Source organism: Helicobacter pylori, assembly GCF_014498195.1.
Classification (GTDB): domain Bacteria; phylum Campylobacterota; class Campylobacteria; order Campylobacterales; family Helicobacteraceae; genus Helicobacter; species Helicobacter pylori_DO.
Genome location: NZ_JACTGH010000012.1, coordinates 36482 through 50431, shown reverse-complemented (window position 1 = coordinate 50431; position 13950 = coordinate 36482). Strand labels below are relative to the sequence as shown.

The window sequence follows — 13950 nt, the reverse complement described above, 5'->3', positions numbered from 1 at the left end:
GCGATCATGCCGCGCAGCATGGCGTGGAATTAGGTGTGAAAATCCCTACCATTAACACGGATTATTATTCTTTCATGGGCGCTGAACTCAAATACAGAAGGCTCTATAGCGTGTATTTGAATTATGTGTTTGCTTATTGAAAATTCTCTTTGAACCCCTCTTTTTTTGGGGGAGTGTTGCAAAATGCCCCCCTATTTGCTTGTGAGTTTTGGTTAAAATTTTAGTTACCCACGCTTAAAAAGCGCAAAGCCTTTTACGCACAACTCCTTTAATTTTGTTTTTAAAAAACGCTTTTTAACTTTTTTTCATTTTCTTTTCTATGAAAATGTTTAAGCATTCTATGAGCAAGGCAAAACCAATACCCGCATACAAATAATTTTTATCAACATGCAAATGCAAGCCTTCTAAAAACAAAAACACGCCCACAACGAGCAAAAACACAAAGGCTAAAGTTTTGATGCGATAATGCCTTTCAATAAAATCGCCAACGATTTTGAAAAAAAACATCATCACGATTACGGATAAAATAATAGCAAGCGCCATGACTTCTAAGTGTTTAGCGATCCCAATAGCCGTGATCACGGAGTCCAAAGAAAAGACAATGTCTAAAAACATGATTTCTATTAAAGTGATGGAAAAGCCAAACGCTTTTTCTTGGTGTTTTTCTTTAGGGTAGATCTGCTCTTTTAATTCCACTAACGCTTTAAAAGCCAAAAACGCCCCCCCTAAAAGCAGCACCACATCACGCCATGAAAAGCTCATGCCCGCTATAGCGAATAAAGGCTTTTGCAAATGGCTGATGAAAAACAAGCTCCCTAAAAGCCCTATACGAGTGATCATAGCCAGACCCAAGCCTAAAATCATGGCTTTATTTTGCTGGTGTTTGGGGAGTTTATAGACCATCACCGTGATAAAAATGATATTATCAATCCCTAGAACGATCTCTAAAAGCGTGAGCGTAGCCAAGGAGACTATGCCATGCGGTGTAGAAAGAGCGTCTAAGAGTGAGGATAAAAATTCCATAAAAGGCTACAACCAGCCTTTCTTTTTAAAATAGAGCACAGGCAAAATCGTAGAAATCGCCATGACAATCAGTGCGAAAAGATACCCGTATTGCCATTCTAACTCCGGCATGAATTTAAAGTTCATGCCATAAATCGTGCCAATCAATGTGGGGGGCATCATCGCCATGGTCGCCACAGTGAAGAGTTTGATGATTTTATTTTGCTCCACATTGACTTGAGAAGCGAACAGGTTTTGAATGTTATCAAGCGAGTTGAGATTGACCGTTGTAGACTCCACCAAAGAGCTAAAATCGGTTAAAATAAGATTTAAATTATTTTTAGTATCGCTATCCACTTTATTGCTCCTTAATAAAGCGGTGATAATGCGCCGTTTGTCAAAAAAAGAATCCCTTAAAGCCACATTAAATTCTTGCAAATTGGACAAGTGCACTAAAATATCATCATGCGTAGAAGTTTCTTTGAAAATGATGTTTTTGCGCAACAGGCTCGTTTGTTTGTTGATCCACTCCAAACATTCCACCCCTTTTTCAAAATACACTTCAAAGATTTTGGTTAGAATATCAAACCCGTCTTCAAATTTTTTAGGGCTAGCCAAAACCTTTTTTTGGATAGAATCAAAGATTTCTAAAGTCCCGTAATAGATCGTGAAAAGAATGTTATTAGACAAAATAAAGGTCGCCATTTCCGTGTGGAAAGTCTCATTTTCATCCTGGTTGGTGAAAAAAGCGTTGATCGTAACGCTGGAGCTGTCTTCCCAATATTTGGTTACTGATGAGACTCGTTGGGAATGGTCTGTGTTGTAGTGGATAGCGTATTCTTGGCTTAGAGTGGCCAATTCATTGGGCGTAGGGTTGATTAATTCAAACCACAACACTTCATTTTCTTCTATATCAAAACCATTAAAATCATTAAAGCGTTTTTTAATGACAAATTTTTGCTGTTTGAAAAACACGTTCACCATAAGCGATCCTTAGAGTTAATGGCGTTTGTCCAAAACCTCAAAACAAGGTAAAATTTTGCCCTCTAATAATTCCAAACTCGCTCCCCCACCGGTAGAAATGAAACTCATGTTATCCTTTTCGCCCGCGCGGTTGATCGCATCAATGGTATCGCCCCCACCAATGAGCGAGAAAGCGTAAGTGTCAGCGATTTTGTGGGCTAAAAAGGTTGTGCCTCTGGCAAATTCTTGCTTTTCATGCACGCCTAAGGGGCCATTCCATAAAATGGTGGGCGCGCTCTCTATGACTTCAGAAAATAATTTCACGCTCGCAGGCCCTATATCAGCGATCTTGTGTTTAGGCTCAATGTCTTGGACGGGTGAAATTTTGATGTGTTTGGGGTTGAGAATGTCATCAGTGGTTACAGCGTCTATAGGCAAATAGACTTTGACTTTTTTTTCTTTCGCACTTTGCAATAACTCTAGGGCGTCTTTTATCAAAGCGTCTTCTACAGAAGAATCTTGCACATCATAGCCTAAAGCTTTTAAGAAGGTGTTGCTCATCGCCCCGGCAATAATGAGCTTGTCAATGAGATCTAAAATATTTTTTAATAAAGTGAGTTTGGAGCTGACCTTAGCCCCCCCTACAATCAACAATAGAGGGCGTAAAGGGTGGTTAAACGCTTGATAAAACGAATCAATTTCTTTTTTGAGCAAAAACCCGCTCACTTTAACAGGGGCGAATTGCGCCGTGCCATAAGTGCTGGCATGCTTTCTGTGGCTCGTGCCAAAAGCGTCATTCACAAACACATCGCACAAGCCCGCTAAATCTTTAGCCAGATTTTCATCATTTTCTTCTTCGCCTTTTAAAAAGCGGATGTTTTCTAAAAGAAAAATCCTTGTTGGCGCGTTTTCGTTTAAAGCCTGCTTGAGTTGTGCGATATTTTGAGAAAAAACCACTTCATGATTTAAAAGTCTTTCAAGGCGTTTTAAAAAGGGCTTCAAGCTCAATTTTTCTTCAACCCCTTTAGGGCGGCCCAAATGGCTCACTAAAATAATATCTTTAGCCTTGTTGTCAATACAATATTGGATGGTGGGCAAGCTCTCTCTAATACGCGTGTCATCAGTGATATTCAAATTTTCATCTAAAGGCACGTTAAAATCCACTCTAATAAGCACCCTTTTATGATTGACATCCACCTCTTGAATGTTTTTAACGTTTTGCATAAACGACATTTTAGCTAACATGAAAATCCTTTCTTTTAATTTTGCGCTATATATTGCGCCATGTCTATCAAACGCTCGCTATAACCCATTTCATTATCATACCATGCCAATACTTTAGCATTTTTTTCGCCTATTGTCATGATTTGATCATCAATCACAATCGCGCTAAAAGGCGAAGAAATAAAATCGCTTGAAACGAGCCTTTCTTCATCAATGCTTACAATCCCTTTAAAGGCATGCTTACTGGCGTCTTTAAGCGCATGCTGAAGGCTTGCTTTACTCACGGATTTTTTAAAATTTAAAGACAGATCCACCAAGCTCACATTAGGGGTAGGCACTCTAATCGCAAGGCCTGTAACTTTAGGGCCTAAATGCGGTAAGACTAGCGAAATGGCTTTGCTCACGCCGGTGCTTGTGGGGATGAGGTTAAGGCTAGCCGCTCTAGCGCGGCGGATGTCCTTGTGCTTGGTGTCTAAAAGGTTTTGATCGTTAGTATAGCTGTGGATAGTGGTTAAAAGCGCGTTTTCTACCTTAAAGGCTTCATCTAAGATTTTGAGTAAAGGAGCGGTAGCGTTAGTCGTGCAAGAGGCGTTAGAAATCACGCTTTCGTTATGGTAATTAGTGTGATTCACCCCATAGACAAAGGTAGGGGCATTTTGCGCGGGAGCGGAGATGATGACTTTTTTCACGCTGTTCTTAAGATGAGCGCTTGAAGCTTCTAGGGAATTGAATTTCCCGGTGCATTCTATGATGATTTCTGCGTTAGCGGCAGAAAAATCAAGCTTGTTAATGTCTCGCTCGTTCAACACTAAAATATTTTTACTATGCCCGATATTTAGGGTTCTATTGGCGTTTAATTGGGCTTCAAAATGCCCATGCACGCTGTCATGGCGTATCAAATGCAAAAGAGTCTCTAATTCAGCGGTGGAATTGATGGCTACAATCTCTATATCTTTTCTTTGACTAGCGACTCTTATAGCGCACAAACCGATGCGCCCGGTCCCATTGATAGCGATTCTAATTGGCATGTTTTCCCTTTATTTAAAAATTGCTATTTTATCACAAATGCTTTTAAATAAAGGCATTCTTAAGGGGTTCTTTCTCATTAATCACAAACTAAAATCAAAATCCTTATGATAAACCTCTCTATAAGCTTTTTGAACGCTTGTAAAAACACCACTCCCTAAAAACCCCCTAGATAGTGGGCTAGGGTGAGGGGCTGTGATGATGATGTGTTTGTTTTTAGGGATTAGCGCGATCTTTTTTTGGGCGACTTTCCCTAATAGCACCACGATTAAAGGGGAGATCGTTTCAAAAAGGCGTTCTAATATCCTGTCGCTAAAAGCTTCCCAGCCAATATATTGGTGCGAAGCGGCTTGGTTTTTTTCCACGCTTAAAATGGCGTTCAATAACAGCATACCCCTTTTAGCCCACGCGCTCAAATCCCCACAACAAGGCACAGGCACGCCCAAATTCGCATGCAATTCTTTAAAAATATTCCTTAAACTTGGAGGGATGGGGGCGTTTTTTTCCACGCTAAAGCTCAAACCCATCGCCACCGGCAATTCTTGTTCATTTTCTAGGTAGGTGGAATGGTAGGGATCTTGCCCTAAAAGAATGATTTTAACCGCGCTAGGGGGCGTTAGATTGAGTGCATAAAACAGATTAGAGCTTTTAGGGAAAATGGTTTTAGGGCTTTTTAGGGCTTCTAGGTAGCGTTTTTCTATTTCTAAAAAATAAGGTTTTTTAAATTCGCTTTGCAAAAACTCCCGCCAAGCCAAACTCAAAGGAGCGTAGTCAAAAAGCTTCATGCGTTTAGTTCGTGGTAGTGTTTTAAATACTCTTTTTGCATGCGTTCTTGTAATTCTTCATACCAGGTGGGCGAGTTAAAATCAGGCGTATAACTTTCTAGCATGACTAAACGGGTGCGCGCTTTATAGGCTTCTAGGGGCTTGGAATTAAAGATTTTAATGGAATTGATTAACACCATGGGCTGGATTTTGAGCTGGAATTTTTCAGCGATAATCTTAGCCCCTTGCTTAAAGGGGAGGAATTTTTCTCCTCCTTTGCCTCTAGTGCCTTCAGGGAAAATCACTAAAGGGCGGTTTTGGTCTAGTTTTTCCTTACACGCTTTCAAAAGGCTCACGATCCCCTTTTTATCCTCTCTGTCAATTAAAATCATTCCGGTATCCGTTAAGGCATGCCCATAAAAGGGGATTTCGCCCAGCTCTTTTTTAGCGATCCAGCAAATATTGCTAGGGTGGTAGGCTTCTAAGTAAATAATGTCTAGTAAGCTTTGGTGGTTTAAGACAATGAGTTTAGCGTCCGTATCAAAAGCGCCTATTTTTTCTAAAGTAACCCCTGTAAGAGAAAAAAAGCACGAACAAGCCCTACGGCTGGAGCGGGCGTTATTGTTTTTGCGGTTAAAATAATTGAAAACAATGATAACAGCTAGTCCTATAGCGATCACTAAAGCCCTATAAATCGCTCTTAAATGATTGGATTTTTTATTTGACTTCATCTTTTTTGACCCATCCTATTTGTTCATGCGGCGTTAGGATTTTGTAATAATCATCATGCGAACCTAAGATTTTAATCGGCATTTCATTTTTAGAAAGCCCTAAAATAGTGGAATTTTGCGTGGGCAGAATGCGGATTTTTTTATGAGCGAGCAATAGGGCTGATTTTTGCGTGAATAAAAGGTGGTACAAAACAAACCCTAAGCACAAAACCCCAAGCCCTAAAAAAATGAGTTTGCGCCCAAAAATGAAAAACAACACCAAGAAAAACATGCACAAAGCGAGCAGCGCCACGTTAGAAAAGACTAAAAAATTGTTTTTAGGGATGAGATCGCTTTGAATACCGGTAGTGTCTTGAGTGGGAATGGCTGAAAAAGACAGCGTTTTAAACTGCCTATTAGAAAGCGAAAAATAATCAAAAGAAAGGCTTTGAAGGGTTTTAGGCAGCACGCAATAATAAAAAACGCTCCCTTCTTTAGCCTTGATCTGGTTTAAAGAGGCGTTATCAAACCCTTGCTTGATCGCTCCTTTGATGTGGAAATCTTCCCAAGTGGCTTCTTTGAACGCTAATTCCATCACCAAAATATTGTTTTTATCGTCATAATCTTTGGTTTTGTATTGCACAACTTGTAAATCTTTAACCATGACATTCGCGTAACGAGGGTTTTTGGACAAATCCGTTACCTGCAAAGCAACTTTTGGGGCTATGGAATGATCGATGTATTTGTCTTTGTTGGAAAACGCGCTCACTTCTAAAGGCGGAATACTCGCTTTTATGCCCTTAATCTTGTAATAATAAGTCGCTCTGAAAAGCTCTTTTTCCACCTTTTTCCATTTAGGCATCTTATTTAAAAGCTCAATTTGGGTTTTATCCAACCCGTCTTTGATTTTGGCTTCCAAAAACTCAGCGTCAAACAGCAATAGATCATAAGTTACGCCTATAATTTGACCGATATAAACCGGGTTGTTTTCTAAATCTTCTAATTGGGGGATTTTCACATAAGCCACTTTAGCTTTGATTTCTTCTGGCTCATGGGCGTTTTCAGCAACCAAAAAGCTTACCAAAAGGCTTAAAATCAAGCTAACGATTGTGATGGTTTTCATTGAAAACGCATGAAAATTAAAACATGGTTTTATCATTCTTCAAATAAAAACCCCATGAGTTTTTATTTCTTCTTAGGCGCTTTTTCATCCATTTTCTCATCAACGATAGACCAGGTTTTCAAGCTGTCAATAGCGGTTTTCAGTTGAATATCATCGTTGATCATTTTAGGAGTAACCTCTTTTTCCTCTTCGCTTTTCTTGTCTTTATCCGCCTCTTTGGAATTAGGGTTTTTATCGTCAAGTTTTTTAAGCTCTTGCTCTAAATGGTGTTTTAAATCCGCTTCTTTCAAGCTGAATTTATTTTCATTTTCTGGTGCTTTACCCGGATAAATCACAATATCAGGCGTGATACCCTTAGCTTGAATGGTGCGCCCGCTCGGCAAATAATAGCGTGCGGTCGTGATTTTAATGGCTTCGTCTTTATTGACAGGGAGCAGCACCTGCACGCTTCCCTTACCAAAGGTTTTTTCACCGATAATGATGGCTCGCTTGTGATCCTGCAGTGCCCCTGCGACGATCTCGCTCGCGCTCGCTGAACCGCCATTGACTAACACTACAACAGGTAAATTGGCATAAGGGGCTCTGCCGTTAGCCTTGTATTCTAAATTTTCTTCTTTGTTTTTGCCTTTTTGAGAGACTAAAACCCCCTCTTTAATAAAGAGATTAGACAAGCCCACCGCCTGGTTTAACAACCCTCCAGGATTGCCTCTTAAATCCAACACGATCCCCTTAGCCTTAGGGTTAGCTTTTAAGCCTTCTAAAACCGATTTGGTAACATTCTTGTCAAAACCACTCACTCTCACATACAGATAAGGGGTTTCTTTAATCTTTTTCACATAGACAGAGGGGAGTTTAATGATGTCTCTAATGATGTTAAACACCAAGGGTTTTGGCTCATTTTTCCTAACAACGGTGATCTGAATAGGGGTCTTTGGCTTGCCGCGCATGAGGTTGATTGCATCATCAATGCTCATGCTCAGCGTGCTTTCGTTATTGATTTTTAAAATGTTATCGCCTGACTTAACCCCAGCCTTGTAAGCGGGAGTGCCTTCTAAGGGAGCAATAACGGTTAAAACGCCATCGCGCATGCCCACCGTGATCCCAAGCCCCCCAAATTCGCCCTCGGTTTGGGCTTGAAATTCCTTAAACTTCTTTTCATTCAAATACGCTGAATGCGCGTCCAAATTAGAGAGCAAGCCTTCAATCGCTTTAGTCATGATCTCAGAAATGGTGACTTTATCCACATATTTTTTTTCAATTTCTGTAACCACATTAGAGAAACGACTGAACGCTTCCACCCTTTTAGCCGCTAATTCTTGCGGATCTTCTTTAACCGGCTTGACCGGCTTTTTTTCCTTAACTTCACCACCATGCAAACTCACAGCAAGAGAAATCGCTAACAACCCTTTAAAAAGTCGTTTTGTCATTGTTAATAGCACCACCCATTTTTGAGATTAGAAAGAATCACCTTTAAGGTTTTATTCAATTTTTTGCGTTTATTCTATCTAAAATTTAGATAACATGCCCACTCATTCACTCATTTTGAGCCTAAACGATACAACAAAAACGCATAACTCCCCGATCCGTTCAAATGCAAATCGCAAAGCATGCCCGTTACAAAAACATTAGAAATGGGGCTTACTTTAGAGCCTCTATCGCAAAGACAATAACTTTTGCGCTAACTTTGACGCTAATTGCTGATAGATCGTTTTATTTTGTTGTCTAAAATGCTCTACTAATATTTTTAAAACTTTTTGTTCTGGGAATAAAATTAACACAAGATTAAAAATTTCATCATTATCCAAAAGCTTCCTATAAACGCTTGGCGCTAAATCTTTGATTTCTCTAAAACTTTCTAAAGGATTTTCATCAAAATTCAAACTGGGTAAATCGGGTAAGGTTTCACGCCATCGCGCTAAATGGTTTAAAACCTCATCCCAAACTTGCGGGATATTAAGAGATTCAAACAACCCCTTACCATAGCGCAAACTCAAAGGCACGCCATAATCAGCGGATAATTTTTGCAATTCTTCTTTATAATAATTTTGATTTTTATTCAAACCCTCATCTATAAAATAAAAATAGCCTTGAATGTTTTAAATTTTCAATTAAAAAATGTTTTTACATGTAAAAAATCATCATGCATACGAGCAATAGGGTTATGATAAATATCTAAAATAGCAGTGTAGCTTTTAATCTTATAGCGTTCTTTTATTCTCTTGTATGGTTCTTTTTCTAACTTTTTAAAAGCTTTTTGCAAATCTTTTTCTTTTAGCAAAATATAGAAATCAAGATTAAACTCCAATAATTGTAAGGTGCGTTGCAAAGCTGGTTCTAGTGTGCTTATGCTATCCACAATTTCAATAGCTCTTTTAGGGAAAATAAAACCTTTAGGATTAAACCAAAGCACATCAATTTTTTTACTTGTATCTAAAATTTCTTTATAGGTAAAATTAGGAATAGTGCGTAAGGTTGTCAAATCTGATAAAAGCACATTATTATAACTAGCCTTTGGATCAGCACTATAAGTGTCTAATTTTAAAAAGTTACCCATTTCTACGCAAACACCTTCCATAAAAGAATGCATGCGAATGGGGTTTTCTTGAATTTCTTTTAGCTCTTCTTCTTGATAGTCTAAAAGGGCATACAATGACAACCCTACTTTTTTAAAATTTTTATGATTTCTAATCTCTCTGTATAATACCCCTCTAAGCCCAGCCTCCCATTCTTTAGTGGCTCTAATACTAGGATAGTATTTTTCAATTTGGTTATACAGGATAGTCCAAGAAACAATCCCTTTATTATCCTCCATAACTTTTTTAATTGCATCAACTTTTGTCATTTATCTTTTGCCTTTTTTTGCCTTTGGTTTTTTGTTTTCAATCTCCACAATTTGAGAGCGTCCAATCCCCAAAGCTTCTGCAATGCTTACAAAAAATAACCCTTGCTCTCTTAGTTCTTCTGCTTGTTGATCGGTTTTTTTAATGTTAATTTTTAAAAATATGGTATCCATTTATCTTTTCCTTAATTTTTTTAGCGCACCAAATAAGCGTTTCATGGGCGTTGCATAGTCTCTTGCCAGCAAAATTAGGCACCGGATTGCTCTTGTGCCAAACAATATCATTGAGTATCCAAAACCCTAAATTTTGCAAATGAAAACCAATTCTAAAAATATTTTGAAAACTCCCTATCACACAAATACTGCCATTATCTTTTAAAACCCTTTGGCATTCTTTTAGCCACCCCAAACAAAAGGTATCGTATTCCTTAAAAGAGCCAAATTTATCCCAATGATCCTCAACGCCTTGAAATTTTGTGCCTTCAAAACGCTTCAATTCCCCCTCTGTTTGCATAAAATATGGGGGGTCAGCAAAGATAAAATCAACGCTTTTATTAGGAAAGTCTTTCAATTTTTCTAAGCAATCCCCCTCTATGATAGTGTTTAAGTTTTCTTTTAAAAAATCCATGATTAATTAACCTTTTATATCTGCTACTCTAATTATTTTAACACAAGCGTTTTAAGGCTATCTTAATGTTTAGTCTCTAGCTTTGTTCTCATCAAATGCATCAAATGATAGAAGCTATCTATCCCCACCTATTTTAAACGATACAACAAAAACGCATAACTCCCCGATCCGTTCAAATGCAAATCGCAAAGCATGCCCGTTACAAAAACATTAGAAATGGGGCTTACTTTAGAGCCTCTATCGCAAATGAGAGCGAGATTAGGCAAGGCAGAATAAAGGGAAGGCTGAACCTCTGGCTTTGGCTTGGCGCGATAAGATAAGGGCGATATTGGTATTAAATGGGGGGGTGGATTTTGCAAGATTTCTTGCATTAACGCTTTGCTGTCATTCCCTTTTAAATGGGGCAAATCGCTCGTTAAAAATCCAAGCGTTTTTTGGATTTCAATCGTGCGCGCGATGACTTTAATGATGTTACTTACATGATCAAAGTCGCAAGGCTCGTCTTTATGGCTTTTTAAATATTTGTCTAAAACGCCATACCCCCCTATTCTATAATCATGAATTTCTTGACTCACCCCCCTAAAATAAGCGCTATGGTTGATATAAAGCCGTTGTTCTAATTCGTTATGAGAGGGTTTTTTGATGATGCAATCATGCGCTTCTTTGTAGTAGGAATCGCCTATGGTGGCGTCTTTTAATTTGTTAAAGCTGTGATTCAAGCTTTCTTTATTTAAGACATGCAAGCCGATTAATTCAATCCCTAAAAGGCTTAAAGCCCTAAACAAATCTTTATTGTTTGTGAAAAGGATTTTAGGGTAATCGGCTTTGAGAAAGTCTTCATAACGCTTGCGGTAATTTGTGGAATACAATAACGCATAGATATAGCCTAAAACCTCTAGCGGCTCAAAAGGGTGGCTATAATGCTTGTCTATAAAGATTCTAAACTCTGGCGTAAAATTTTCGGTGTAGTTGGGGTTATGGTATAGTGGATTTACATAATCGCCTCCCTCCATTCCTGGACATGTCCAAGTGCGCAAATCTGAAATTTTATTACTAACAAATCCTACGCCGCTTTTTTGTGATTGACAAAATCTGCGAGAAGTAATTAGCGCGACATTTTTGCGCGTTTGATTGGGTGTTTTAGGGTTTTGTTGGGGGGGGGGGGGGTAACATGTGCTTAAAAACATCATATACGGGTCTAGCTAAAAACCCACAACTTTTATCAGTGTAATAAGTCCAACGATAATCAAAAGGGCGGTATTGGCACGAAACAATGTATTTTTCTAATTCATGTTGATTTTTCTTAACATTTTCAATTGCCCTTCCAAGTTTCCAACCTTCAGTATCTTTAATATTATATTTTCCGCGTAATTCACTGGGTTCTAAGGTTGAAAAATCTTTTAGAAGCTTTAATAAGCTTTCTTTGTCTTTATGGAAAACGACATGGTCTTTTTTAGAGCAAATACCGGTGCCTCCAACTTGAAACATCTCCTGAACGCTAAAGCCTTGTTCGTATTCCTCTAACAAGGGCGTTTCTTGGGGTATGAGTAAGTAAAAAGGCTCTCTTGGGGCAAGCTCAAGCCATTCAATACTATTCAAATCGTTTTGGGCTAAAAAGGCGTATTTTTCAGCCCTTTCGCTATACACATCATAATAAAAGATTTTTGGCTTGGTGGCTTGCGCCTTTTTGACAAAGAGGTTAATGGACACACCTTGCATGATATTGAAAACATTTTCGTCTTTTGCGCCTTGTGGGGTTTCCTCCTTTTTCCTAGCGTTTCCATGCAAGTTTAGGATATAAAGCTCATCGTAGCATTCTAAAAGAGAGCGCCTTAACCCCCTAAAAGTAGGGTTGTCTAAAAAGGCGTTGTTAGAGATAAAGCCAAAAAGGCCATGCCCTAATGATTCGATCTTGTTTTGAGCGAAACGCATGAATTTCACGTAATCGTCTAGGAGCCATTTAGGGTTTTTCTCCTTTTGTAGTTTGTATTTGGAATGGAGGCTTTTAAGTTCCTTTAGGGCGTTTTTGCTGCCGCTTTTTAGGGCGTTTTTGCTGCCGCTTTCTTTTTGGGTTTGAATGTTCTTTAAAAGCGTTTGGATTTTGTCGGTGAGTTTAACCTTTTTTTCAATTTCTATGGTTTGAAATTCAGGCTCTATGCCGTAAGTGGCTTTCACTTCCCATTCAAACAAGCCCTTATTCTCGCTCGCCCCGCTATAAGGGGGGTTACCGGTGATGATAAGGATATTTTCATTTTTTTTAATTTCTTGAGCGCTTTTAAGCTCTTTTTCAAAAATCGGGCTTAGCCCACGATAAGCAACGATCTCACTAGGCTGTATGAGAGTGTTGGTTAAAATGATTTTGAGCGCGTCGTTTTCTTTGAGAGGTTTTTTAAATTCCTCCTTAAAGGCTTGGCTGAGATTTAAATGAGCGATCGCATAAGGAGCGATCAAATATTCAAACCCATAGAATTGCTTCAAGAGGTTTTGGTATTTGTCCTCTTTAGTGGAGATGCCTCCATCGCTTGTTTCTCTCGTTTCTAGCGCTTTCCTGAACGCTTCCAATAAAAAAGTGCCGGTGCCGGTAGCAAAATCTAAGAGCTTGATGTTTTCGTTATCTAAAGCGCTTTTTAAGCCTAAGGGAGCGTCTTTGAAATGCGTTTTGAGCAGGCTATCCAAAGCGTTAATGATGAATTTCACCACAGAATCTGGAGTGTAATACACGCCCTTTTTCTCTCGCAATTTAGGGTCATAAGCGCTTAAAAAGGTTTCATAAAAGTGCAAATAAGGGTCTTTATCGTCATTCAAATCTTTAAGGATAGAATCCATATCAACATGATTGATTAAGCTTAAAATTTCATTTAAAAGCCATTGGATTTCTTTGATTGCATCAAGCTTCTTTAAAAAATCCGCCATTTCTCTGATCACAGCGAAATTTTCAGGAATGGAGCTTCTCACATTATTTAAATCAATTTTTTCAAAAGGGTGGTTGAGCTTGGCTAGAAAAAGGCTGTAAGTGAGCGTTTGAGCGAACGCATCGCTAAAGTCTTCAAAACTCAATTCTTCATAAAGATATTCTTTAAAATTCTTAAAAATGCTAGAAACTTGCTGTTCTTCATGGTATTGGATTAGAGCGTCTTTTAAATACTTGGTGGGTGCGCTTAATGCGTTTGCGAAATCTTTAGCGTTAGTAATAGGGGCTGCTTCGTGATTGAAAAAGCCTCTAAACAATTCAATCAGATCGCACTCGGTTTGCGGTTTGGGTTTTAGGGGTTTAGAAAGTTCATCAAGGCTAGCGACAGAAATTTCTCTTTTAATTGAAGGCTTATTCTCTTCATCTTTCCCTACCCACACGAAATTAAGGTAATCCGTGAGCATGAGGTTGGGGTTTAATTCTAAATATTTAAGAACTTGATCGCTTTCTAAGAGTTGGTTAAGATTAGTCCCTACCCTTTTATTTTCTATATAGCCGATGTTTAGCCCTTGATAAGAGATGCGAAAATCAGGCTGCCCCCCTCGCTCTCTTTTAGGCTCATGCTCAATCTCAAATTCTTTATTGAAATGGTCTTTTAAACTTATAAGCAAGTTTTCTAAAAAGGTGCGGTGCGTGAGTTCGTTACTTTCAGGAGTCAGATCTTTAATGCCTTCTAAATATTCTTTTAGCATGCTAATAA

The 13950-nt window shown here is 38.7% G+C and carries 12 protein-coding genes and 4 pseudogenes; 1 reads left to right on the top strand and 15 read right to left on the bottom strand.

All coding sequences use genetic code 11. The annotated features are described in order from the left end of the window. Positions 1-140 (top strand): outer membrane beta-barrel protein (locus H7N67_RS06555; RefSeq protein ID WP_187939437.1); only part of this gene is annotated, 140 nt, incomplete at its 5' end. 154 nt (positions 141-294) lie between these two features. Here H7N67_RS06555 and H7N67_RS06550 read toward each other — a convergent pair. The 15 genes and pseudogenes from H7N67_RS06550 to H7N67_RS06490 all read right to left on the bottom strand — a co-directional run bounded on the left by H7N67_RS06550 (position 295) and on the right by H7N67_RS06490 (position 13942). Beyond that, positions 295-1023 carry a TerC family protein gene (locus tag H7N67_RS06550; protein WP_187939436.1) on the bottom strand — a complete coding sequence of 243 codons (729 nt, stop codon included), beginning with the start codon at positions 1021-1023 and terminating at the stop codon, positions 295-297. Between the two features lie 6 nt (positions 1024-1029). Further along, a complete protein-coding gene (gene corA / locus H7N67_RS06545) occupies positions 1030-1986 on the bottom strand; it encodes a magnesium/cobalt transporter CorA (protein WP_187939435.1) in 957 nt (318 codons plus the stop codon). Positions 1987-2001: 15 nt separating this feature from the next. Continuing rightward, a complete protein-coding gene (locus H7N67_RS06540; RefSeq protein WP_187939434.1) occupies positions 2002-3210 on the bottom strand; it encodes a phosphoglycerate kinase in 1209 nt (402 codons plus the stop codon). A 14-nt stretch (positions 3211-3224) separates the two neighbouring features. Further along, positions 3225-4217 carry a type I glyceraldehyde-3-phosphate dehydrogenase gene (gene gap / locus H7N67_RS06535; RefSeq protein WP_187939433.1) on the bottom strand — a complete coding sequence of 331 codons (993 nt, stop codon included), beginning with the start codon at positions 4215-4217 and terminating at the stop codon, positions 3225-3227. A gap of 81 nt (positions 4218-4298) precedes the next feature. Then, the gene (ung, locus tag H7N67_RS06530) at positions 4299-5000 is read right to left on the bottom strand and encodes a uracil-DNA glycosylase (protein WP_187939432.1); all 702 of its coding nucleotides are present in this window, start codon (positions 4998-5000) and stop codon (positions 4299-4301) included. Then, positions 4997-5710 (bottom strand): 1-acyl-sn-glycerol-3-phosphate acyltransferase, encoded by a 714-nt coding sequence (locus tag H7N67_RS06525; RefSeq protein WP_033761963.1) that lies wholly within the window; start codon positions 5708-5710, stop codon positions 4997-4999. Before H7N67_RS06525 ends, ung begins: the two co-directional genes overlap by 4 nt. After that, positions 5697-6812 carry an SH3 domain-containing protein gene (locus H7N67_RS06520; protein WP_187939431.1) on the bottom strand — a complete coding sequence of 372 codons (1116 nt, stop codon included), beginning with the start codon at positions 6810-6812 and terminating at the stop codon, positions 5697-5699. Before H7N67_RS06520 ends, H7N67_RS06525 begins: the two co-directional genes overlap by 14 nt. A gap of 62 nt (positions 6813-6874) precedes the next feature. Continuing rightward, on the bottom strand, positions 6875-8239 hold the full coding sequence (locus H7N67_RS06515) for a S41 family peptidase (RefSeq protein ID WP_187939430.1): 1365 nt from the start codon (positions 8237-8239) through the stop codon (positions 6875-6877). 110 nt (positions 8240-8349) lie between these two features. Then, positions 8350-8475, bottom strand: a pseudogene (locus H7N67_RS08155) (DNA methyltransferase); the annotation flags it as partial. Further along, positions 8465-8908, bottom strand: a pseudogene (locus H7N67_RS06510) (HpyAIV family type II restriction enzyme); the annotation flags it as partial. The pseudogenes H7N67_RS06510 and H7N67_RS08155, both read right to left, overlap by 11 nt. A gap of 8 nt (positions 8909-8916) precedes the next feature. Then, positions 8917-9654 carry a hypothetical protein gene (locus H7N67_RS06505; protein ID WP_000169633.1) on the bottom strand — a complete coding sequence of 246 codons (738 nt, stop codon included), beginning with the start codon at positions 9652-9654 and terminating at the stop codon, positions 8917-8919. Beyond that, positions 9655-9825: a hypothetical protein gene (locus H7N67_RS06500; protein WP_001892495.1), complete on the bottom strand. Its 171-nt coding sequence runs from the start codon at positions 9823-9825 to the stop codon at positions 9655-9657. A 1-nt stretch (position 9826) separates the two neighbouring features. Next, positions 9827-10279 (bottom strand): annotated as a pseudogene (locus tag H7N67_RS06495) (DNA-methyltransferase); the annotation flags it as partial. A 128-nt stretch (positions 10280-10407) separates the two neighbouring features. Beyond that, positions 10408-10545, bottom strand: coding sequence for a hypothetical protein (locus H7N67_RS08200; protein WP_001133069.1), 138 nt, complete (start codon positions 10543-10545; stop codon positions 10408-10410). Next, a pseudogene (locus H7N67_RS06490) lies at positions 10538-13942 on the bottom strand (type ISP restriction/modification enzyme). Before H7N67_RS06490 ends, H7N67_RS08200 begins: the two are co-directional and overlap by 8 nt. Positions 13943-13950 lie beyond the last annotated feature (8 nt).

What these genes read in the sequence shown, in the direction of transcription:
- H7N67_RS06550 (WP_187939436.1), bottom strand. Translation starts at nt 1,023, where the DNA reads ATGGAATTTTTATCCTCACTCTTAGACGCTCTTTCTACACCGCATGGC.
- corA (WP_187939435.1), bottom strand. Translation starts at nt 1,986, where the DNA reads ATGGTGAACGTGTTTTTCAAACAGCAAAAATTTGTCATTAAAAAACGC.
- H7N67_RS06540 (WP_187939434.1), bottom strand. Translation starts at nt 3,210, where the DNA reads ATGTTAGCTAAAATGTCGTTTATGCAAAACGTTAAAAACATTCAAGAG.
- gap (WP_187939433.1), bottom strand. Translation starts at nt 4,217, where the DNA reads ATGCCAATTAGAATCGCTATCAATGGGACCGGGCGCATCGGTTTGTGC.
- ung (WP_187939432.1), bottom strand. Translation starts at nt 5,000, where the DNA reads ATGAAGCTTTTTGACTACGCTCCTTTGAGTTTGGCTTGGCGGGAGTTT.
- H7N67_RS06525 (WP_033761963.1), bottom strand. Translation starts at nt 5,710, where the DNA reads ATGAAGTCAAATAAAAAATCCAATCATTTAAGAGCGATTTATAGGGCT.
- H7N67_RS06520 (WP_187939431.1), bottom strand. Translation starts at nt 6,812, where the DNA reads ATGAAAACCATCACAATCGTTAGCTTGATTTTAAGCCTTTTGGTAAGC.
- H7N67_RS06515 (WP_187939430.1), bottom strand. Translation starts at nt 8,239, where the DNA reads ATGACAAAACGACTTTTTAAAGGGTTGTTAGCGATTTCTCTTGCTGTG.
- H7N67_RS06505 (WP_000169633.1), bottom strand. Translation starts at nt 9,654, where the DNA reads ATGACAAAAGTTGATGCAATTAAAAAAGTTATGGAGGATAATAAAGGG.
- H7N67_RS06500 (WP_001892495.1), bottom strand. Translation starts at nt 9,825, where the DNA reads ATGGATACCATATTTTTAAAAATTAACATTAAAAAAACCGATCAACAA.